The organism is Nonomuraea sp. NEAU-A123, from assembly GCF_018603905.1.
GTDB lineage: Bacteria > Actinomycetota > Actinomycetes > Streptosporangiales > Streptosporangiaceae > Nonomuraea.
On sequence record NZ_JAHFZZ010000029.1, the window covers coordinates 41,625 to 63,102 of the forward strand.

Sequence of the window (21,478 nt, forward strand, 5' to 3'; positions counted from 1 at the left end):
GTCGCACTCGCTCCCCCGCCCGCTGCGCAGCCCGCGGGGGGCGGCGGCCTGGACGGCTGACACACCGCCGAGGCCGCCGCCGACGACGACCAGGTCGAAGTGCTGCGATCGGGACACGTGGTCACTCCTTCATGTGGTGCTGTCAGGGGTTTCGGGCCGCAGCCGGATGTGCTCCTCGAGGTGGAGCCCTCCGTCCGGGCTTCGCCGGAAGACGTGCCTGCGGCTCCGCTTCACGCCGAAGACGGCGTCGGAGTCGATGTAGGGGTCCTCCGCGTCGAAGATCGTCGTGGTCAACGTGTGGTGGCCGGGGGCCGAGACGATGAGGTGGATGTGGGCGGCCCGCCACGGATGGCGGCCGGTGGCCGCGAGCAGGCGTCCCACCGGGCCGTCGGCCGGGATGGGATAGCTGACGGGGCGGACGGTCCGGAAGTCGTAACGGCCGGCGTCGTCCGTCCGGAACCGGCCGCGCAGGTGGAACTCCGGCTGGCCGTCGTCCTGCACGTCGTACAGCCCGTTGGGGGCCGTCTGCCAGACGTCGACGACGGCGCCCGCGATCGGCCGGCCGGCGGTCGTGGCGACCTCGCCGGTGACGAGCAGCGGCTCGCCGTCGAGGCCGGCGGCCGCGATGGAGGCGCCGCTCTCGCGGAACGGCGCGCCGGGCACGTAGAAGGGGCCGAGGATCGTCGACTCGGTGGCGCCGTCGGTCGCGGGATGGCCGAGGTCGTCGACCAGGCTCGACAGGCCCAGGGTGTCGGACAGCAGGATGAACTCCTGCCTGGTCGGCGTGCAGGTCCGGCCCGTCTCGGTGAGGAACACGATGCCCGCCAGCCATTCCTCCTCCCGCAGGCCGACGTCGACGGCGAACGCGTGCAGGTGGCGGACCAGGGAGCTCATCACCTCGCGCAGCCGAGGGTCGGGAGTGGCCTCGAGGCGGTCGAGCACCGTGCGGGTGAGTTCATGCCGCGCCTGCGCATCCGGGTTCATCACGTTCTTCCTCACGGGATCTCGGTGGGGTGCCGCCCGTCGAGGGCGGCTAGCAGGATCGCGCGGACGCCGGCGACGTCGGCCGGCCGCGGGTTGACGGGGTGCTCCTCGACGACGAGCGCGGCGGCGTGGTCGAGGTCGGACGCGGTGAATCCGAGTCCTTCCAGGGCGGCCGGGGCGCCGATGGCGTGGCGCAGGTCCCACAGGGCGCCCGCCGCGTCGTCGCCGCCGAGCGCTTCGGCCACCCGGCGAAGGGGCTGGGGGGCCGCGGATCGGTTGTACGCCGCGACGTACGGCAACACGGCCGAGTGGACGGCGGCGTGCGGCAGCCCGTACGCGCCGCCGAGCACGTGGCAGATCTTGTGGTGCAGGCCCATGGGGGCCGAGCCGAGGGCCCACCCCGCGAGCCAGGCCCCCTTCAGGGCGTCCGCGCGCGCCACGGGATCCCGCGGCGTGGTGGTCACCCGCGGCAGCGCGCCGGCCAGCAGGCACAGGCCTTGCACGGAGATCGCGGCGGTCACCGGCGACACCCGCGGGGCGTAGCCGGCCTCCACGAGGTGGGCGACGGCGTTCATGCCGCTCCCGGAGGAGAACGCCGGGCTCAGTTCATAGGTGAGCTCCGGATCGTAGACGACCGTGACGGGCTGGACCACGGGGTCGCGGCCGGTCCGCTTGTGGCCGTCGCGGGTGATCCCCCAGATCGGGGTCATCTCGCTGCCCGCGTACGTGGTCGGCACGGCGAGGATCCTGGTCCGGGTGCGCAACGCGACGGCCTTGGCGAGCCCGGTGGCCGAGCCGCCGCCCACGCAGACGAGCAGGTCCGCCCCCCGCGTGCGGGCCAGCCGGGTGGCGTCCTCGGCCTGCTGGTGCGGAACGTGGGTGGCGGTCTCGACGACGCGGCCGCACACGCGCCCGCCGAGCAGGCCCGCGATCGTGTCAGCGACCCCGCGGTTGCGCCGGTCGGAGATCAGCAGGATCCGCTCGGCTCCCAGCCGTACGGCTTCGGCGCCGACTCGCCTCACCTCGCCGGGGCCGAACACCACGCGCGAGGCTCCCTGCTCGTGGACGAAGGTCGGGGCGGGGCTCTCCGTCACGGGGCCGGCCGTCATCGGCCGTCGCGCAGCCAGGCGCGTCCCCGCTGGTAGAGCGCTTCGACGGCCGCACCGGTGAGCTGCGGCATGTCGGTCTTCACCTGGTAGCCCAGCCCGGTCTGCAGGTACGCCAGGTGGCGGTAGCCGTCGGGCAGGCTCTTCAGCAGGTCCTGGTCCAGCCGCAGGTTCGCCCCGGGGTCGACCGGGTCGATGCGGTCGCGCTCGTAGACGGGCTGCCGGAGGACCAGCTTCCAGCCGTCGCCCCGTTCGAGGAAGTCGTAGAACCGCCCGGTGCAGACGACGTCGCACTCGACGCCCTCCACGACGGCCCGCTGGGTGATCGTCATCTTCGTCTGGCCGATCGCCCGATGACCTGCCACCTCCACCGAGGTGCCGCCCAGGAAGTGCCAGATGCGCACCCCGCGCTCCCACCCCTGGCGGCTGACCTCGATGAAGTCACGGTAGCCGCCCTGGAACCAGGTGGCCTGCATGACGCCGTCGGGATGCCACAGCGTGGCGAACTGGTCCCAGTGGCCGGCGTCCCGCCAGACGGCCCAGTTCTCGACGAGCTGCCTGATCTCTGCCTGATCGGTGGTGTTCACGCTGACTCCTTGTGGTGGTCGTCCTGATGGAGGAGGGGCCAGCCGGCCGCGGCCAGGGCGCCGGCGGTGGCGTCGTGGACGAGGCGGGCGGCCTGCGCCGGAGGGAGCAGTTCGAGCTCGTCGGACCACACCTCGGCGGACATGCGGGCAGTCACGCCGAGACCGCGCAGCTCCCGCGCGAAGGCGGCCGCTCCGGCTCCCGGCGGCAGGCGCAGGTGGCGGGCCTCGTAGCGGAGGTCGTCGTGCGCGGTGGGCCGCGTGTCGTTGAGCTGCACCGAGAACACCCGCTCCGGCGGGACCTCGGCGAGGTCTGCCGGCGAGCCGCCGGAGCGCCGGTGGTGCCAGCTGTCGAGCAGGAGCCCGGCGTTGGGCGCCTGGGACTCGCGGACCAGCCGCCAGGCGTGTGGCAGCGTGCGGATCTCGCTGAACGGCATGTACTCCAGCGCGATCCGTACGTCGTGGGCGGCGGCCCGCTCGCACAGCCCGGCCAGCCGTCCGACGAGCCGCTCGTGCGGGTGCGCGGCGAACTGGACGACGTTGAGCTGGTCGCAGCCGAACGTCTCCAGGACGTGGAAGAGCAGCCGTCCCTCGTCGCCTCGGTCCGGGCCGTCGGCGGCCCAGTCCCACGGCGCCTCCACCTCGGCGACGTGCAGGCCGTGCACGGCGAGCAGGCGGCGCAGCGACGCGTCGTCCCGTCCGTCACGGGCGGCCTGGTACTGGTCGAGGGTGAGCCCGATCGCGTCGAAGCCGGCTTCGGCGGCGGCCCGGAGCCGATCGGTGAACGAGGCGCGCCGCAACGTCATGGCGCAGAGCGTGATCGCGTATCCCGACGTCATGTCGCTCCATTCTGTGCGCTATGTGCACACATGTGCGTATAATAAACGCCACAAGGATGCCAGTGCAATGAGCCGGCCATCCCGTCAGGCGGGCAGGAACGCGAGGAGGTGCTCCAGCACCTGCTCAGGCTGCTCCTCGGGCAGGAAGTGCTTGCAGTCGCGGATGGGCGCCCCAGCGACCCGGTCGGCGTAACCGGACCAGATCCGCGTCACGTCACTGCTCCCGAGCCCCCCGTCGGCGCCCCACAGCAGGAGCAGCGGCCGCGTCAGGCGGTTGCCGGCGTGGTGGTCCCGCTCGTCGGCGTCCAGGTCCTGCCGGAACCCGGCCCGGTAGTCCTCGAGGGAGGCGTGCAGGGAGCCCGGGTCGCTGAAGGCCGCGACGTACTCGGCCACGGCCTCCTCGCCGACCGCGTCCGGCAGCAGGGCCTGCCGTTCCAGGAAGAAGCGCAGGTAGGCCTCGGTGTTGCCGGCGATCAGCAGCTCCGGCAGCTCGGGCTGGAGGTGGAAGAACCAGTGCCACATGGCCGCGGCGGAGTCCTTGTCGAAGGAGCCCATCACCTCCCGCGTCGGCAGGATGTCCAGGAGCGCCAGGTGGTCGATGTCACCGGGCCGGTCCAGCGCCCAGCGGTGGGCCACGCGGGCGCCCCGGTCGTGGCCCACGACGTGCGCGCTGTCGAAGCCGAGCGCCCTGATCAGCCGCGACATGTCCCCGGCCGTGGTGCGCTTGTCGTAGCCGGAGCCGGGCTTGCCCGACGCGCCGTAGCCGCGCAGGTCGGGGGCGATCACGGTGAACCGCTCGCCGAGCGGCCGCATGAGGTGCCGCCAGCAGTGGCTGGTCTGGGGCCAGCCGTGCAGCAGGATCACGAGCCGGTCCGCCGTGCCGCACCGGCGGTAGTAGATGTCGACGTCGTCCAGCTCGGCGCGGTGGGAGGTGACGGTCACAGAAATTCCTTTCCGGACCCGCGCTCTCTCCGTCCGAGGAGGCCCCTATCCGATGAGGCCGAACTCCTGGTGGACGGAGCTGTGGCGCAGGTCCGCTTCTATCTGGGCTGCCGCTCGCCTCATGGCGGGCAGGAAGTCACTCATGGCTTCGGCGCTTCCGCGGCCGGACAGCATCGACACGTTGAGCGCGGCCAGGACCCGGCCGGCCGCGTCGCGGACCGGCACCGCGATCGAGCGCGATCCGTCGTCGATCTCCTGGTCGACGATCGCCCATCCCTGGGTCCCGGTCTCGCGCACGATGGTCCGGAGCCCGTCCGGATCGGTCACCGTGTGCTCGGTGATGGGCGCCAGCTCCACGGAGGCGAGATAGTCGTCGAGCCGCTGCCCGGACTGCCCGGACAGGAGCACGCGCCCCATCGACGTCGCGTAGGCGGGGAATCTGCTGCCGACCATGATGGGGATGGTCATCAGGCGCTTGACGGGCACCCGGGCGACGAACACGACGTCGTTGCCGTCCAGCACGCCGAGCGAGCAGGTCTCGTGGATCTCGCCGACGAGCTGCTCCATGTGCGGCAGGGCCACATCGGGAAGGCTGAGGCTCGACAGGTAGGCATAGCCGAGCTCGAGGATGCGCGGGCGCAGGGAGTACAGGCGCCCGTCCGTCATCACGTACCCCAGGTCGACGAGTGTCAACAGGAAGCGCCGCGCGGCGGCCCGGTCCAGACCGGTGATCTTGGCGACCTCGGTGGAGGTCAGCTGCGGCCGGGTGTGGTCGAACGCCTTGATGACGGCGAGTCCCCGCTCCAGGGACTGGACGAAGTAGGGTGGCCGCTCCTGAGCTCGCGAAGCCTGCTCGGCTTGGTCCACGTCGATTCGCGCCACCGCTGCCACACTCCCTGTTCGCTCATATGGGGTGGTTCCGATCCGCCCCGGCGGAGGACCGCGGCGGCGCCCCCAGGATATGGGGCGTCGCGACGGCGGACGATTGATCATCTCAGGCATACCGCACCGCTTCGGTCAGCAGTGCTGTGAGCTCCCGAGGGTGCGACAGCATGGGGGAGTGGGCGCTGCCGATCTCGGCCCGCCGGGTCGCACGACCGGCCATGGCACGCTGCGCCTGCGGTGACAGGGCGACGTCCCGGGCGCACACGATGTAGGTGGACGGGATCTCGTGCCAGGCGGCCCGCGTCGCCGGGGCGGTGACGGTGCCGATGTGCTCGGGCGTGAGCCGCCCGGTCGCGGCGGCCACCTGCTCGGGGGAGCACCCGCCGTAGAACAGGTGGCGGGCGGCCGCCTCCGACACGTGCAGGTAGTCGCCCTCGGCCGTGGGGCCCAGCGCCGGATCGGCGGGCGCCGGCGTCAGGGCGTTGGCGTCGGCGCACGACTCGCCGGCCTCCAGCAGGAACGCCGTCAGATAGATCAACGACGCCACGTTCGGCGCCCCGGCCGCGGCCTCGGTGATCACCGCTCCGCCGTAGGAATGCCCGCACAGCGTCACGGGGCCGTCCAGAGCGGCGAGCTCGGATCGCAGGAACGCGGCATGACCCGCGAGGTCGTGCCGGCCAGGGCCCCGGCCGAGGCCGGAAAGCTGCACGGCTCTGACGCTCAGGCCCGCCTCGGTCAGCAGGGGGACCACGGGGTCCCACGCCCAGGCGCCATGCCAGGCCCCGTGGACGAGCACCAGCGTGGGCAGCGCCTTTTCGGTCGTCGAACGCACATCGAATCCTCTCGCCTCGTCGCGCCGGGCGGCGCCACGGACAGCCGAATGGTAACAGTGCGCACAGCCGTGCGCCATACGCACAAATATGGGCGCACCTATTGCATTGGTTCCGGGCCGCTGAGTAGCATGCGCACAATCGTGCGTATACCGCACGGATCACTACGGGTCTCCTTCACAGCCCCGAGTGAAGGACGACCCCCCCTTCTCCACCACCCCGGTCACGCCCCAGGAGGAACGACGTGGAACTGCATTCCGAGGTCCCTGAAGCCGCACTCTCCCGAGCCGCGGTCCCGAAGTGGGAAAAATGCTGAGATTCCTGGGCCGTCGCCTGTTTCTGGCGGTGCCGACGCTGTTCGGCGTCTCCCTGGTCGTCTTCGTCACCGCGAAGCTCGTGCCGGGCGATCCGGTGGCCAGCCTGCTCGGCCCCCTCGCACCGGAGTCGGCACGCCGCGAGCTGATCAGCAGCCTCGGCCTGGACCAGCCGGTGGCCGTCCAGTTCGGCACCTGGCTGTGGAACCTCGCCCAGGGCCGGCTCGGCACGTCCATCCAGCTGCAACTGCCGGTGCTGGACCTCATCGTGCCCGCCTTCGGCAACACGGCCCTGCTCGCGTTCGCCGGCGCGCTGATCGCGTTCACCGGAGCCGTCGCGATGGGCTCCGCCGGCGCGTTCACCTCCCGGTCAGGGCCCGGCCGGTTCGCCTCCGGCCTGTCCTTCCTGGCCATGTCGGTGCCGCCGTACTCGGTCGCCCTGCTGCTGATCGTCGTCTTCGCCGTAGGGTTCCCCGTCTTGCCCGCCGGCGGCATGCACGACCCGATCAACGGCGGGGGCACGGCCGACCTGCTGCGCCACCTGATCCTGCCCGCGATCGCCGTGGCGGTGATCCCGATGGGGGTCATCGCCCGGATGCTCCAGGCCACGCTGGCCGAGGTGCTGGCCGGCGACCACATCACCGCCATGCGGGCGCGCGGCCTGAGCCGGGCCGCGATCGCCGGGCACGCGCTGCACAACGCCCTGCCCTCGCTGCTCACGATCGCCGGGCTCCAGCTCGCCTACCTCGTCGGCGGCGTGGTCTTCGTCGAGACGATCTTCTCCTGGCCGGGGCTCGGCCAGGCCCTCTACAACGCCATCGCCTCCCGGGACCTGCCGCTCATCCAGGGCGGCGTCCTGGTCATCGCCGTCTCGTTCGTCGTCATCAACATCGTGGTCGACGGGGCGCACGCCCTCATCGACCCCCGCGTACGGAGATAGCCGTGGACGACACCTCACCCACCCGCGACACCACCACCCCTCGCCCTCCACGAGGCAGGCTCCAACGGCACCGGCTTCCGGCGGCCCTGGTCGCCGGCGCGCTCATGACCCTGGCCCTCGTCCTGACGGCGGTCCTCGCGCCGCTGCTGCCGCTGCCCGACCCCGACACCGGCTCCCTCGCCCAGCGGCTGCTGCCGCCCGGTTCCGCCGGCCACCTCCTGGGCACCGACGGGCAGGGCCGCGACCTGCTCAGCCGCCTGGTGTGGGGCACCCAGCCGTCGCTGGTCGTGGGATTCCTACCGGTCATGGTCGCCGGCATCATCGGCACCGTCCTCGGCATCGTCGCCGGACTCGGCGGGCGCGGGCTGGAGAACGCCGTCATGCGCAGCCTCGACGTGCTCTTCGCCTTCCCCGCCGTGCTCCTGGCCATCTCCATCGCCGCCTCGCTCGGCGCCGGCCTGACCAGCCTGATCATCGCCCTGTCCGTCATCCTCGTCCCCGCCGTCGCCCGGGTGGTCGTCACCGAGGTGGCCAGGCTGCGCGAGCTGGACTTCATGCAGGCGGCGCAGGCCAGCGGGGCCACCTGGCCCACGATCGCGCTGCGGCACGTGCTGCCCGGCATCGTGCCGCCGGTGACCGTGTACTGCTCGGCCCTGGTGGGGCTGTCCATCGTGCTCGGCGCCGGGCTGTCGTTCCTCGGCCTGGGCGTCGCGCCGCCGCGTGCCGAGTGGGGCGCGATGCTGGACGACGTGCGGCAGCACATCTTCGTCGCGCCGCTCCTCACCCTGATCCCGGCTGTGGCGATCTTCCTCGCGTCCGTGGCGTTCAACGTGCTCGGCGAGGGACTGCGCCGGCACTTCGACGTGCGATCGAGGTACACGGTATGAGCGCGCTGCTGGAGATCGACGACCTGACCGTGGACTTCGCCGCCGGCCCGCGGGTGGCCCACGCCGTCCGCGGCGTCAGTCTCACCGTCGAGGCCGGCCGCACGACGGTCGTCCTCGGCGAGTCGGGGAGCGGGAAGTCCGTCACCGCGCGGGCGATCATGGGGCTGGTGGGAGGCCCGGCAACGATCCGCGGCGCCGTCCGGCTCGACGGCGCCGACCTCCTCGGCCTCGACGAGCGCGCCATGCGGGATCTCCGCGGGCGCGACATGGGCCTGGTGCCGCAGGACCCCAACGGCTCGCTCGACCCGCTGCGCCGGGTGGGCGCGCAGATCGGCGAGGTGCTGCGCGCGCACCGCGTCGTGGCGTCGCGAGCCGCCCGCCGCGCCCGGGTGCAGGAGCTGCTCGCCCACGCCGGGATCACCGACCCCGCCCGCGTGGCCCGCTCCTACCCGCACGAGTTGTCCGGCGGCATGCGGCAGCGAGTCGCCATCGCCGCGGCCGTGGCCTGCGGGCCCCGCCTGCTCATCGCCGACGAGCCCACCACCGCGCTCGACATGACGGTCCAGGCCAGGATCCTGGAGCTGTTCGACCGGCTCCAGCGCGACCTGGACATGGCGATCCTGCTGGTCACCCACGATGTGGGCGTCGCCCGGCAGATGGGTTCCTCAGTGGTCGTCATGTACGCCGGCCGGGTCGTGGAGCAAGGCCCCGCCCGGCGGGTGATCGAACGGCCCGCCCACCCGTACACCGCGGCCCTGCTCGGCGCGCAGCCCCGTCCCGGGATCCCCCGCGGGGAGCTGCTGGCACTGCCCGGCCTGCCGCCGTCGGCCACGACCCCGATCGACGACAGGTGCGCGCTGGTGCCGCGCTGCGCCCACAGCATCGCGGGCTGCTCGGCCGCGCTGCCCCGGCTCGAGCCCGTCGCGGACAGCGGCTCGTCCGCCTGCCCCGTGCCGTGGGCGAGCGCCCCCGCCACCGAACGGAGCTCAGGATGACCGAGCCGCTGCTGGCCGCGACCGGCCTGACCAAGAGGTTCGCCAACGGCGTCCTCGCCGTCGACGACGTCAGCCTCACCCTGCACGCGGGCGAGACCCTCGGCGTGGTGGGCGAGTCGGGGAGCGGCAAGTCCACCACCGCGAAGCTGATCCTGCGCCTGCTCCGGCCGGACGCCGGGCAGGTCGTCTTCGCGGGGCAGGACCTGGGACGCGCGCGGCGCTCGGAGTTGCGGGCGCTCCGCGCCAAGCTGCAGGTGGTCCCGCAGTCGCCGCAGACCTCGCTGAACCCGCGCATGAGCGTCGGCGACGCCATCGCCTTCAACCTGCGCGCGCACGGCTGGCGCAGGCAGGCGATCGTGGCTCGCGTCGCCTACCTGCTCAACCGGGTCGGGGTGTCGCCGGCGGACGCCGGCCGCTACCCGCACGAGATGTCCGGCGGCCAGGTCCAGCGGGTCGCCCTGGCCCGCGCCCTGGCCACCGACCCGGAGCTGATCGTCTGCGACGAGGCGGTCTCCGCGCTCGACAAGAGCATCCAGGCCCAGGTGCTCAACCTGCTCGCTGAGCTCCAGCGGGAGACCGGCGTGGCCCTCCTGTTCATCTCCCATGACCTGTCGGTCGTCGAGCACATCGCCGACCGCGTCGCCGTCATGTACCTGGGGCGGCTGGTCGAGGAGGGCCGGGCCGACCAGATCTGGTCGGCCCCGCGCCACCCCTACACCCGCACGCTCCTGTCGTCCATCCCCTCGATCACCTGACCCGCCCCACGTATGGAGACACCCATGACCTTCCGGCGACGTTCCACCCTGATCCCGGCCGCCCTCCCCTTCGCCCTCGTCGTCGCCCTCGCCGGCTGCGGCTCCGGCGCCTCCACCACCGGGTCGGGCTCCGGCTCCGGCTCCGGCGGCACTCTCGTGATCGGCATGACCGCGTCCGACATCCCCGGCACCGACACCGTCCTGGCGTTCACGCAGGGCTTCGAGGGCGAGCGTTTCGTCAACTTCCAGCTCTACGACGGCCTCACCCGCTACGACCTGAAGCAGGCGGACAAGACGCCGTCGATCGTGCCCGGCCTGGCCACCTCATGGGAGACCAGCAAGGACGGCCGCACCTGGACCTTCCACCTGCGGGAGGGGGTCACCTTCTCCGACGGCACCCCGTTCGACGCCGACGCCGTCGTGTTCGCCTTCGACCGGCTGCTGAAGAAGGACAGCCCCTTCTACCTCCCGACCGCGGCCGGCGCGGCGTCCCTGTGGGCCCACGACATCACCTCGTACGCGAAGGTGGACGCCCGCACGGTCACCGTCACCACCGAGAAGCCGAGCGGGCACCTGCTCACCGACCTGACCTTCCTCACCGTTCCCAGCCCCACCGCGGTCAAGAAGTACGGCAACGAGCAGTTCGGCCTGCACGCCTCGGGCACGGGTCCCTTCACCTTCGAGTCGCTCAAGCCGGGGCAGCAGCTCACGATGGTGGCCAACAAAAAGTACTGGGGCGGCGCACCGAAGCTGGACAAAGTGGTCCTGCGGCCCATGCCGGACGCGGGCGCGCGCACCGCGGCGCTCCGGTCGGGCGAGGTCAACTGGATCGAGTACCCCAGCCCCGACGACCTCGACTCGCTGAAGTCGCTCGGCTTCCAGTTGCTGTCCAACAACTACGACCACCTCTGGTACTGCACGTTCGACCAGGCCAAGAAGCCGTGGAACGACGTGCGGGTGCGGCAGGCGGCCAACTACGCCATCGACCGCGAGTCCATCGCCAAGAACCTGCTCAAGGGCACCGGCGATCCGGCCTACCAGCACGCCCCCGCCTCGACGGAGCAGTACGTCGCCGCCAACGACACCTACTCCTACGACCCGGCCAAGGCCAAGAGCCTGCTGGCCGAGGCGGGCCTGGCCGGCGGGTTCAGCACGACCTTGGCCGTGCCGACCGGCGGCTCGGGCAACCTCATCCCCGTGCCCATCGCGACCGCCCTCCAGGCCCAGCTCGCCAAGGTCGGGATCAACGTGAAGATAGAGAAGGTGGAGTGGTCGGCGCTGCTGGCCGACCTCAACGCCGGCAAGCCCGCCCTGGGCGCCGACGTACAGTGCGCCTCGACCGTCACCTACCAGGCCGAGGCCCTGATGCGGAAGTTCTGGGCCAAGGACACCCCTGTCTACACCGGCCACTGGTACTCCGCGAAGGTCGACCAGCTCACCGAGAAGGCGGAGCGCACGCTCGACCCGGCCGCGCGGAACACCCTGTTCCAGCAGGCCGAGCAGATCATCAGCGCTGAGGCGCCGTACCTGTTCGTGGTGAGCGACCGCAACCCGCGCGCCGTCGCCCCCGGAGTCAAGGACGTGGTCCAGCCGAAGTCCTGGTTCATCGACCTGACCACCATACGCATCGGCGACTGAGGAGAAGACCAGCCATGACAGCCATCGACGACCAGATCCGCTGGGCCCTGAACCTGCCGCTGCCCGGCCTCACGCTCCGCGACCACCGCCGGGCGGTGGAGGCCCTGCCCGATCTCGGCTACGGCGACGTATGGACCGGCGAGGGCGGCGGCCTGGACGCCTTCACCCCCCTGGCCGCAGCCGCGGCCTGGAGTCCCGGGCTGGGCGTGGGCACCGGCGTGGTGCCCGTTTTCACCCGCGGTCCCGCCGTCATCGCCCAGACGGCCGCCGCCCTGGCCGATCTGGCCGGCGGCCGGCTGACGCTGGGCATCGGGACCTCGGTGCCCGCCCACGTCTCGGCCTTGAACGACGTGCCGTTCACCAAGCCGGTCACCCGCCTGCGCGACACGCTGCGGTTCCTGCGCGCCGCGCTGCGCGGCGACACCGTCGACCAGGAGTACGAGACCTTCACGGTCCGCGGGTTCCGGCTGCCGAGAACCTCCACCGTCCTTCCGAAGGTCGTGGTCGGCGCGCTGCGCCCCCGCATGGTCCAGCTCGGGCTCAGCGAGGGGGACGGGGTGATCACGAACGTGCTGACCGAATCCGACCTCACGCGGGTCCTCGACGCGGCCGGACCCCGGCCGCCGGGCAAGGAGATCGTGGTGAAGGTCTTCGTCTGCCCCACCGAGGACGAGGACTACGCCAGGAGCGCGGGCCGGGCCTTTCTGGGCTGGATCCTCAACCAGGCGCCCTACCGGGCCTTCCACGACTGGCTCGGCCGGGGCGACCGCCTCCAGGAGACGCGGGCCCGCTTCGACGCCGGCGACCGGGACGCGGCGGGCAGGGCGCTGCCGGAGGACCTGGTGGACGCCCTGTGGATCCACGGCTCGGCGGCGGAGTGCCACCGGCAGATCGCCCGCTTCGCGCAGGAGGGGATCACCTCGATCCTGCTGTACGTAGCCCCGACCCCCGAGCTGCTCACCGGCCGCGCGGACCTGCTGGACGTGCTGGCCGGCCTGAGGGGTGGCGCCTAGAGGGGAACCACGCCGCCCAGCGATCCACGCGTGGTTTCCCCATCGGGCGGTTGACGTAAGCGCTGCGCCGGCCGAGGAAGATCAAGCTGACCGATGTCCGCGGCAAGGGCCGCGGACATCGCCCATACGTTGACCGCGGCCGGCCGGCCGTGCTCGCCTGCCGGCGCGGCAGGTGTCGGCAGGTGTTATAGCAGGGATCCGGCGAGCGGGATGTTCTGCGTCCGCAGGGCGCCGGTGACCAGCCGGGCGATCCGCCGGGCGCCGTACGCCTCGAAGTGGGTGTGGTCGTTGCAGAAGAACTGTCCGACCAGCCCGGAGGTGTAATCGCCGTTGTTGGGACACAGACCCAGGGAGTTGTAGTAGTCGACGCTGAGGGTCTGCAGGTCGATGACCGGTGAGCCGGTGGCGGCGCCGGCAGCGGTGGTCTGGGAGACGAAGCCGCGGTTCTTGACCGCGGTGCTGCCCGAGCAGGTGATGGCCGCGACGGCGGTGAGCAGGATCGGGTGGGCGCCGCGGGCCTGCGCCGCCTGCGCCATCATCGTCATCAGCGCCTGGTACCGCGCGGTGCCGACGTGGCGCGGGCAGGTCGTCGAGCCGTCGTTGATGCCGAACTGGATGAACAAGTAGTCACCGGCCTGCATGTTGGTGAGCATCTGCTGCCATCGGGACGAGTAGGCGGTGGAGCTGAGGACGCACTCGCCGTTCGAGCCGATCGTGGAGGTCACGTTCCCCTCGTAGAGCCAGGTCTGGATGCTGCGCCCGGCGACGGCGAGGTTGTTGACCACGATGTTGCTGTGGAACAGCGAGTCGAATTCGGTGGCCCAGCCCACGGGGCAGGTGGCACTGGGGTTGGCCATGGTCGAGTCGCCGGCCATCCAGACGGTGGTCGTTGCCACGGCGGCGGTTGCGGCCGCGTTGGCAACCCGGGCGTTGCACCCGGTCGCGCCGATCACCGTGGCCGAGGCGGGGCTCGGGGCGATCAGCGACAGAGATGTCACCAGGGCAGAGACGATGGATAAGAGGATCTTACGCATGGTTTCTCCTGTCACCCCAATGGTGAAAAGGACCGCGCCGGCAGCCGCAGCAGACGGCGGAGCGCGGGCGCGGCTGAGTCAGCACCAGGACAGCGTCGAGTTGACACGGGTCACGTTGCTGATCGTGTTGTTGCTGCCGCTGCAGGGACTCCACCTGATATCGGTGGCGCCGCCGCTCTCCGAGACGCAGAAGACGCCCCGGCCGCCTCCGCGCGCTTTGACCGTGCCTACCCGAATGTTGTTCGGGTAGGCACTGCCGACCCGGCGCCGGCGTGGCGCCGTGGTGGTGACTGCCGTCATGAGACTCTCCTAGGGGGCGCCCAGGTGGTGATGGCGATGCCGCCAGTCGGCGCCGCACGGTCGCTCCCGCCCCCTTGCACCTGAGATATCAGGCGGAATTGTTGGCGCTAACATTAAACGGAGTCATCCCTTCGTGGGCGCCATTGAGGGATAGCGGTGATGCCGCCGAGCAAATATGACGCCGCCGAGGCTTGTCAATTCCGGTGTCAGCTCTCCTGTGCCTGCCGATCGCGAAGGTCCTCTTTCCGGGCATGGCCTCATCGAGGTGCTGGTGTGGTGAGATTTCATCCGGCTTCAACGCATTGCCTTGGTCGAACGCGGTTCCCGTACCGGCATGGGTTCGCTTGCGCGGCGGGGTAAGTGACGGTAGTCAAGGCCACCGGATCACCCGCCCACGCGGGTCGTATCCGATGAAAATTTCAGAAGGGGTTTGTTGGGGGCGAGGTGGTCAGTTGTTTGTTAGAACAACGTCGCGTGCTCCTGAAGTTCATTCATCGCTTTCATTGCCGTCGCCAACACAAGCCGGGTGGCGGCCGCCGCCGCCGGTTGCTCAGGGGTCGTTCGACTGTTTCGACTGCGGGGTGGTGGCCTCCAGGGTGACGCTGGTGCCCTCGGCGTCGCTCTCGATGGTCAGGCGGTTGACCCACTGCCGGGCCAGCCACAGGCCCCGGCCACTGCTGCTGCCGGGTGGCACGGGACGGTGGCCGGGCTCGTCCGGCCACGGCAGGCCGGGCCCGTTGTCGGTGACCCGGCAGTAGAGCCGGCCGTCGGCCTGCCACAGGCTCAGCCGCCCGCCCCCGCCGCCATGGCGCACGGCGTTGGTGGTGATCTCGTTGACCGCGACCACGAACCGGTAAAGGTCCGCCTCGGTGAGACCGTGGCGCTCGGCGTACCGCTCCACCAGCCGCCGCGCCGCGACAAGCGTGTCGAAGTCGAAGTCGTACTCCAGGCCGAGGGTTTCGCCGGGCTCACTCATCGGCGCCTTCCCGCCGAGCGGCGCGGGCGGGCAGGCGCCGCGAGGCAGAGGCCATGAGGGCACCCAGCCGTCCTCAGCCCAGGCCGAACGCGGTGAGCAGCCCGGTTATGCGCAGCTGGTCGAAGACCCGGGGAGTGGGATGCCCCACGCTGAAGGACGCGTCGACCTCGGCGGACGCCTTCATCGCATCCACGAGCACGCCGATCCCGGAGGAGTCGAGGAAGGCCACCTCGCCCATCTCGATCCGCACCACGGAAGGATGCTGGTCGATCACGGCGGCGGATACGGTCTTCCGTACCCAGGCCGCGTTGGTGAAGTCGATATCGCCCCGCAGCACCACCTCCAGCAGGCCGTCGGTTACGGTGCCTACCGACACCACTTCCATACGCATTCCTTCCTCTGCCGAGCACGGCGGGCTCGCCCCGTGACGCACTCCGGCCCGCCGGTCGGGTATGGCCGGCTGCTCGCACGAACCATTGTCCCGGTATATACGGGTATTTATCACCGGCTCGCCCGCCACGCCACCCACCCGACCGTTCTCAGCAGCCTGTTCACGCGCCTGAGCCGAGCAGAACGGCGATCCATCCGGCCGCCGATTCGTGCGCGGTCGGGCCGTGGGTCCGTCTGGCAGACGATCCGCGGGCGGTCGAGTCCGGCGGGGTCGTGGTTCGGGGCGGCTTACCATGTGATCGTGAGTTTCAGCCCCCGGCGTGAGCCGCGCTCCGGCGCCCGCAGAGGGGCCGTGCCCAGCATCCGCGACGTCGCGGCCGCGGCGGGCGTCTCGTACCAGACCGTTTCGCGGGTGCTCAACGACTCGCCCCGGGTGCGTCCCGACACCAGGGCCGCGGTGCTCGCGGCCATCGAGACGCTGGGCTTCCGCCCCAACCGGGCCGCGCGGGCGCTCGGTCTCGGGCGCGCTCCCGGCATCACCGTGGTGACCGCCAACACCATGCTGTACGGCTACGCGTCCACGCTGCAGGGCATCGAGGAGGCCGCGCGGACCGAGGGTCTGGCCGTCGGGGTCAGGGTCGTGGAGTCGGACTCGCTCGCCGAGGTCAAGCAGACCGTCGACTACGTGAGCGACCCGAGCGCGGGCGGCCTGATCATCATCGCGTTCGACCCGGCGGGCACCGCGGTGCTGGGGGCGCTGCCGCCGGACATACCGGCGATCGCCGCGACCGAGCCGGTGGCGCCCGACACGGGCAGGGTCACGATCGCGCTGGACGAGCGGAGGGCCGCCGCCGACGCCACCGAGCACCTGCTGGCTCTGGGCCACCGGACCGTGCACCACGTGGCGATCCCGTCCGAAGGGCGCTCCAGCGGCAGGCAGGCCGGCTGGTGCGACGCGCTGTCGCGGGCGGGCGCCGAGATCCCCGAGGTGATCGGCTCCGGCTGGGACATCCGCGCCGCCTACCTGGCCGGGCAGCGGCTGGCCGGCGACCCGGACGTCACGGCGGTGCTGTGCGGCAACGACGACATCGCTCAGGGGGTGCGCCGCGCTCTCTACGACGCGGGCCGGGACGTGCCTGGTGACGTGAGCATCGTCGGGTTCGACGACATCCCGGGCTCGGCGTTCTGGATCCCCGCGCTGACCACCGTGCGGATGGACTTCGTCGGACTGGGCCGGGCGTGCTTCCTGGCGGCGGTGGCCGAGCTGACCGGGCAACCGCAACCGGACACCGAGTTGACCCCGCCCCGCCTCATTGTGCGCGAGTCGACCGCCCCTCCGCGCCGCACGCCCTGAGGACCGCGCCCGTGTCACCGCGCCTTCGCGTGCCCGCTCGAGACCGGGTCTGAAATCCGCACGTAACAATCCGGCAAAGGACCCTTCCGCTCTTGGCATGTGAGCGCTCACACTCCATGTGACCGGTCACATGACCGCCCCTCTCCCGGCAGGAGGTACTCCCGTTGACATCGCTCCGGCTCCTGGGTGTCACGACCATCGTCTCCACGCTGCTCTGCGCCGCCGTCCCCGCGCAGGCGGCGTCCCCTGCCCTCGTCGTCGACCTCGCCTCGGACACCGGCCCGCTGAAGTACGGCGCGACCGGCTTCCTGTACGGCCTGGGAAACGACGGGATCCCCACCGACACCATGCTGGCGGCCCTCAAGCCCCAGGTCACCGCGCAGAAGGCGCCCGACGGCCTCCAGCACCCCAACGGCGACGCGCTCCAGATCGCGCCCATGTTCAAGCGCGCCGGCGGCCGTGACATCCAGGTCTACATGCAGGACATCTACCGCGAGTGGCCGTACGAGAACCTGGGCATCGACGACTACCTGGCCAAGGTCGACACGATGACCCGCAAGATCGTCGCGGACCCCTACCGGACGTCGTACGTGTACGTCCCCTTCAACGAGCCCGACCAGATCTGGTACCAGGGCAACCTCAACGGCCTGCTCGACGCCTGGAAGCGCGTCTACCAGAAGATCCGCTCGATCGACCCCGCCGCGCGGATCGCGGGCCCGAACTTCGCCTCCTACCGCGCGGCCGACTACCGCACGTTCTTCACCTACGCCAGGGCCAACAACGTGCTGCCCGACGTCACCACCTGGCACGAGCTGGGCAACGACTTCTTTACCGGCTGGTACGACCACCACGCCGACTACCGGGCCATCGAGACGAGCCTCGGCATCAGCCCCCGGCCCATCGCGATCAACGAGTACGCCCGCTTCTCCGGCGACCTCGGCGTGCCCGGCAACCTGGTCCAGTACGTGACCCGGTTCGAGAACAGCAAGGTGGACGCCTGCCTGGCCTACTGGACCACGGCCGGAGCCCTCAACGACCTGGTCACCAGGAACAGCCAGGCGACCGGCGGCTGGTGGCTCTACAAGTGGTACGGCGAGCTGACCGGCCACACGGTCACCGTCACCCCGCCCACCAAGAACGGCTCCCTCCAAGGGCTGGCCGCCCTGGACCCGGCCAGGAAGCAGGCCCGGGTCATCTTCGGCGGCTCCCTCAACGTGACCGACACCTACTCCGCCGACGTCGTGGTCAAGGGCATGGGCTCGGCCTCCTACCTCGGCAGCTCGGTCCACGTGACGGTGTGGGGGGTGAACAGCACCGGCCTCAACGCCTCCCCGGGGCCAGCCCTGATCCACGAGGGCGACTACACCGTCTCGGGCGGCCAGATCACCGTCCCGCTCACCGGCCTGAACGGCGCCGCCGCGTACCAGCTCATCGTCACCCCGAACACCGACCTGACGCCCGCCGGCCCGGCCACCCGCTACCAGGCCGAGTACGCGGCGCTCGGCGGCACCGCCCGCGTCACCTTCGGCCCCAACACCGGCTACTCCGGCACCTCCTTCTCCGAGGGGTACGGCGCCAGCAACACCGCCGCGACCACGTTCGTGGTGACCGCGCCCGGCGACGGCTACTACAACCTGGGCCTGCGTTATTCGGCGGGCCCGTACACCGGGGCGCCGCAGACCCGGGCCGCCCGCCTGATGCTCAACGGCACCGCGCTGACCGACCTCACCCTGCCGGGCACCGCCGACTGGAACACCTGGAACACGGTGACGACCAAGGTGTTCCTGCAGGCCGGCGTCAACCGGATCGGCGTGCACGCCTTCACCACCGACGACCGTGACGCCGTCAACCTCGACTACCTGGACGTGACGGCCACCACCGGCACCATCACCGCCTACGAGGCCGAGAGCGGCGCCAACGTCCGGGGCGGCACGGCCGCGGTCGGCGCCAACAGCGCCGCGTCCGGCGGCTCGTACGTCGGCTACATCGGCAAGGGCGCCGCCAACATTTTACGGTTCACCGGCGTCAACGCCCCGGCCGCCGGGCGCTACCGCGTGGTGATCACGTACGCCAACGGGGAGCTGGGCGAGGGCGCGACCAACTACAACTCCAACATCGTGGACCGCTACGCCGACGTCAGCGTCAACGGCGGCGCGGCCACCCGGGTCTACTTCCGCAACACGCTGGGCTGGTCGAACTTCCGCACCACCGTGATGACCGCCGACCTCAGGGCCGGCGCCAACACGATCGAGTTCGGCAACGCCACCGCGTACGGCCCCGACGTCGACCGCATCCAGATCGCCGCGGCACTCGGCTGACCTTTGTCCCGCCCGCGCCCGAAGCGACGCGGGCGGGCACCGCCGACCTCACCGACCCGACCCGCCGGACCACCGGACCCGCCCGACCCGCCCGGACCCCCGACTCCCTGACCCGCCGGACTCCCTGGGACCGGACTCCCTGAGAGCGGACCTCCGGGACCGGACCCCCGACCCCTCGGACCGGATCTCCCGGCCCCTTGAAGATCCCCGCTTATCGCGGCGGACCAGTGTGCGCGCCTGCGGACACCCGCACAACCGAAGGAGATTTCTTGATGCCTGTTGACGTGGTCAAGACCCTGCGCTGGGGACATGACGCCCTGGCGGCGGTGGTGGAGATCCACCCGGACCGGCCGGTGGCCCTGCAACGGCTGGGGCCGCCCGGCGAGGAGCCGCGCCGATTGTCGCAGCCGCTGGTCGAGGTGCTGATCCCCGGCGAGGGCCGGGCCAAGGCGTCGCCGCGCCTGTCGGAGACGGCCGTCGGCTGCCGGTTGCGGTACACAGGTGCCGAGCAGGGCCGCGACGGCGACTGGCACACGCTGCGGATCGCGCTGCGCGACGAGGTGTCGGGGCTGGCGGCCGAGATGACGCTGCGCTCGTTCGAAGGGGTCGCCGCCTGTCAGATCCAGGTACGGGTGACCAACGAGGGCACGGACCCGGTGCTGCTGCTCGCCGTGTCCTCCTTCGCCGCCGGGTTCCTCGGCCACCCCGTGAGCGAGCTGGACGTCCTGTCCGCCGACAGCGAGTGGCTGGGCGAGAGCCGGTGGAGCAGGCGGCCGCTCCGCGACCACATCGCCGACCTCAACCTGGCCGCGCACGGCCAGCACGGGCGCGGCCGGTTCGCGCTGAGCAGCTCCGGCACCTGGTCCAGCGGGCGGCACGTGCCGATGGGCGGTCTGGCCGACCGGCGTACCGGCCAGACCTGGCTGTGGCAGATCGAGCACAACGGCGCCTGGGGGTGGGAGACCGGCGAGCGGCTGGACGGCGTGTACGTCGTGGCCACCGGCCCCACCGACGCCGACCACCAGTGGAGCCAGACCCTGGCGGCGGGGGAGTCCTTCACCACCGTGCCGGTCTCGGTCGCGGTCTCCGCCGACGGCCTGGAGGACGCCGTCGCCGCGCTCACCGCGCACCGGCGCGCGCTGCTGCGCCCGCACCCCGACAGGTCGGCGCTGCCGGTCGTCTTCAACGACTACATGAACACCCTGATGGGCGACCCGACGACGGCCAAGCTGCTGCCGCTGGTGGACGCCGCCGCCGCGGCCGGGGCCGAGATCTTCTGCATCGACGCCGGCTGGTACGACGACGACGGAGCCTGGTGGGACAGCGTCGGCGAGTGGGAGCCGTCCCGGACCCGCTTCCCCGGCGGCATCCAGGAGGTGCTCGGCCGCATCAGGGAGCACGGCATGACACCGGGGCTGTGGCTGGAGCCCGAGGTGATCGGCGTACGCAGCCCGATGGCGGACAAACTGCCCCCGGAGGCGTTCCTCCAGCGCGGCGGCCATCGCCTGACCGAGCACGGTCGCCATCACCTGGACCTGCGCCATCCCGCGGCCGTCGCGCACCTGGACCAGGTGGTGGACCGGCTGGTGGAGGAGCTCGGCGTCGGCTACTTCAAGCTCGACTACAACATCAACCCGGGCGTCGGCACCGACCTGGACGCCGACAGCGCGGGCGCCGGGCTGCTGGCCTGTAACCGGGCCCACCTCGCCTGGCTGGACGGCGTCCTGGATCGGCACCCCGGGCTCGTCCTGGAGAACTGCGCCTCGGGCGCGATGCGCATGGACTACGCGCTGCTGTCGCGGCTGAACCTGCAGTCGACCAGCGACCAGCAGGACTTCCTCCGCTACCCGCCGATTGCCGTGGCCGCGCCGCTGTCCATGCTGCCGGAACAGGCCGCGAGCTGGGCCTACCCGCAACCGGAGATGACGGACGAGGAGCTCGTCTTCACCATGTGCACCGGCGTGCTGGGGCGGCTCTACCTGTCCGGCAACCTGCACGCCATGAGCGCCACCCAGCTCGACCTGGTGCGGGCGGGCGTGAGCGCGCACCGTGACCTGCGCGCCGACCTGGTACGCGCGGTCCCGTGCTGGCCGCTCGGCCTGCCCGGCTGGGACGACCACTGGCTCACCCTCGGCCTGCGCGCCGGGGACACCACCCATCTCGGGCTGTGGCGCCGCCCCGGCGCCGCCGAGACCGCGGTCCTGTCCCTGCCGCACCTGGCCGGGCGCCGCCTGCAGATCGAGACCGTCTACCCGGGGTACGCGGAAGGCTGGGGACACTCCTGGGACCCGCTGACCGCCGAGCTGACCGTGACCAGCGCCATCACCGGTCCGACCGCCCGAATCCTGAAGCTCCGCTCCCTGTGAACCCCCCGATGAATAAAGGAAGCACACC

At 71.5% G+C, this 21,478-nt stretch carries 20 protein-coding genes; 9 read left to right on the forward strand and 11 right to left on the reverse strand.

Translation table 11 applies throughout. From position 1 onward, the window contains the following. Positions 1-129 precede the first annotated feature (129 nt). The 7 genes from KLK06_RS51045 to KLK06_RS51075 all read right to left on the reverse strand — a co-directional run bounded on the left by KLK06_RS51045 (position 130) and on the right by KLK06_RS51075 (position 6,172). Entirely contained in the window at positions 130-999 is an 870-nt protein-coding gene (locus tag KLK06_RS51045) for a dioxygenase (RefSeq protein WP_214643109.1), read from the reverse strand. Continuing rightward, the gene (locus KLK06_RS51050; protein WP_214643110.1) at positions 996-2,093 is read right to left on the reverse strand and encodes a maleylacetate reductase; all 1,098 of its coding nucleotides are present in this window, start codon (positions 2,091-2,093) and stop codon (positions 996-998) included. Before KLK06_RS51050 ends, KLK06_RS51045 begins: the two co-directional genes overlap by 4 nt. Beyond that, on the reverse strand, positions 2,090-2,677 hold the full coding sequence (locus KLK06_RS51055; protein WP_214643111.1) for a nuclear transport factor 2 family protein: 588 nt from the start codon (positions 2,675-2,677) through the stop codon (positions 2,090-2,092). The genes KLK06_RS51050 and KLK06_RS51055 overlap by 4 nt, the downstream gene beginning before the upstream one ends. Then, positions 2,674-3,513, reverse strand: a complete 840-nt coding sequence (locus tag KLK06_RS51060; RefSeq protein WP_214643112.1) for a sugar phosphate isomerase/epimerase — start codon at positions 3,511-3,513, stop codon at positions 2,674-2,676. The genes KLK06_RS51055 and KLK06_RS51060 overlap by 4 nt, the downstream gene beginning before the upstream one ends. 84 nt (positions 3,514-3,597) lie before the next feature. Further along, a complete protein-coding gene (locus KLK06_RS51065) occupies positions 3,598-4,455 on the reverse strand; it encodes an alpha/beta fold hydrolase (protein ID WP_214643113.1) in 858 nt (285 codons plus the stop codon). Between the two features lie 45 nt (positions 4,456-4,500). Continuing rightward, entirely contained in the window at positions 4,501-5,328 is an 828-nt protein-coding gene (locus KLK06_RS51070) for an IclR family transcriptional regulator C-terminal domain-containing protein (protein WP_308168844.1), read from the reverse strand. Between the two features lie 121 nt (positions 5,329-5,449). Continuing rightward, positions 5,450-6,172: an alpha/beta fold hydrolase gene (locus tag KLK06_RS51075; protein ID WP_214643115.1), complete on the reverse strand. Its 723-nt coding sequence runs from the start codon at positions 6,170-6,172 to the stop codon at positions 5,450-5,452. 307 nt (positions 6,173-6,479) lie between these two features. On the opposite strand from KLK06_RS51075, the gene KLK06_RS51080 reads away from it, so the two are divergent. From KLK06_RS51080 to KLK06_RS51105, 6 genes are read left to right on the forward strand one after another with little or no spacing between them, the layout of a single operon-like run. Further along, complete coding sequence (locus KLK06_RS51080; RefSeq protein WP_214643116.1) at positions 6,480-7,424, forward strand: ABC transporter permease; 945 nt, start codon at positions 6,480-6,482, stop codon at positions 7,422-7,424. Between the two features lie 2 nt (positions 7,425-7,426). Further along, positions 7,427-8,311: an ABC transporter permease gene (locus tag KLK06_RS60925; protein ID WP_214643117.1), complete on the forward strand. Its 885-nt coding sequence runs from the start codon at positions 7,427-7,429 to the stop codon at positions 8,309-8,311. Continuing rightward, positions 8,308-9,306 (forward strand): ABC transporter ATP-binding protein, encoded by a 999-nt coding sequence (locus KLK06_RS51090; RefSeq protein ID WP_214643118.1) that lies wholly within the window; start codon positions 8,308-8,310, stop codon positions 9,304-9,306. The genes KLK06_RS60925 and KLK06_RS51090 overlap by 4 nt, the downstream gene beginning before the upstream one ends. Then, positions 9,303-10,061 (forward strand): ATP-binding cassette domain-containing protein, encoded by a 759-nt coding sequence (locus tag KLK06_RS51095; RefSeq protein WP_214643174.1) that lies wholly within the window; start codon positions 9,303-9,305, stop codon positions 10,059-10,061. The genes KLK06_RS51090 and KLK06_RS51095 overlap by 4 nt, the downstream gene beginning before the upstream one ends. A gap of 24 nt (positions 10,062-10,085) precedes the next feature. Then, the gene (locus tag KLK06_RS51100; RefSeq protein ID WP_214643119.1) at positions 10,086-11,699 is read left to right on the forward strand and encodes an ABC transporter substrate-binding protein; all 1,614 of its coding nucleotides are present in this window, start codon (positions 10,086-10,088) and stop codon (positions 11,697-11,699) included. Positions 11,700-11,713: 14 nt separating this feature from the next. Further along, complete coding sequence (locus KLK06_RS51105) at positions 11,714-12,712, forward strand: LLM class F420-dependent oxidoreductase (RefSeq protein ID WP_214643120.1); 999 nt, start codon at positions 11,714-11,716, stop codon at positions 12,710-12,712. A gap of 185 nt (positions 12,713-12,897) precedes the next feature. On the opposite strand, the gene KLK06_RS51110 is transcribed toward KLK06_RS51105, so the two are convergent. From KLK06_RS51110 to KLK06_RS51125, 4 genes are all read right to left on the reverse strand, one after another. Then, a complete protein-coding gene (locus tag KLK06_RS51110) occupies positions 12,898-13,746 on the reverse strand; it encodes a hypothetical protein (RefSeq protein WP_214643121.1) in 849 nt (282 codons plus the stop codon). Between the two features lie 78 nt (positions 13,747-13,824). Next, positions 13,825-14,046, reverse strand: a complete 222-nt coding sequence (locus tag KLK06_RS51115; protein WP_374197202.1) for a hypothetical protein — start codon at positions 14,044-14,046, stop codon at positions 13,825-13,827. Positions 14,047-14,596: 550 nt separating this feature from the next. Further along, a complete protein-coding gene (locus tag KLK06_RS51120) occupies positions 14,597-15,022 on the reverse strand; it encodes an ATP-binding protein (RefSeq protein ID WP_214643122.1) in 426 nt (141 codons plus the stop codon). Positions 15,023-15,095: 73 nt separating this feature from the next. Beyond that, on the reverse strand, positions 15,096-15,407 hold the full coding sequence (locus tag KLK06_RS51125) for an STAS domain-containing protein (RefSeq protein ID WP_214643123.1): 312 nt from the start codon (positions 15,405-15,407) through the stop codon (positions 15,096-15,098). A 306-nt stretch (positions 15,408-15,713) separates the two neighbouring features. On the opposite strand from KLK06_RS51125, the gene KLK06_RS51130 reads away from it, so the two are divergent. The 3 genes from KLK06_RS51130 to KLK06_RS51140 all read left to right on the forward strand — a co-directional run bounded on the left by KLK06_RS51130 (position 15,714) and on the right by KLK06_RS51140 (position 21,450). After that, on the forward strand, positions 15,714-16,766 hold the full coding sequence (locus tag KLK06_RS51130; RefSeq protein ID WP_214643124.1) for a LacI family DNA-binding transcriptional regulator: 1,053 nt from the start codon (positions 15,714-15,716) through the stop codon (positions 16,764-16,766). 164 nt (positions 16,767-16,930) lie between these two features. Next, a complete protein-coding gene (locus KLK06_RS51135; protein ID WP_214643125.1) occupies positions 16,931-19,084 on the forward strand; it encodes a CBM35 domain-containing protein in 2,154 nt (717 codons plus the stop codon). 272 nt (positions 19,085-19,356) lie between these two features. Continuing rightward, on the forward strand, positions 19,357-21,450 hold the full coding sequence (locus KLK06_RS51140) for a glycoside hydrolase family 36 protein (protein ID WP_214643126.1): 2,094 nt from the start codon (positions 19,357-19,359) through the stop codon (positions 21,448-21,450). The last annotated feature ends 28 nt before the right edge of the window (positions 21,451-21,478 follow it).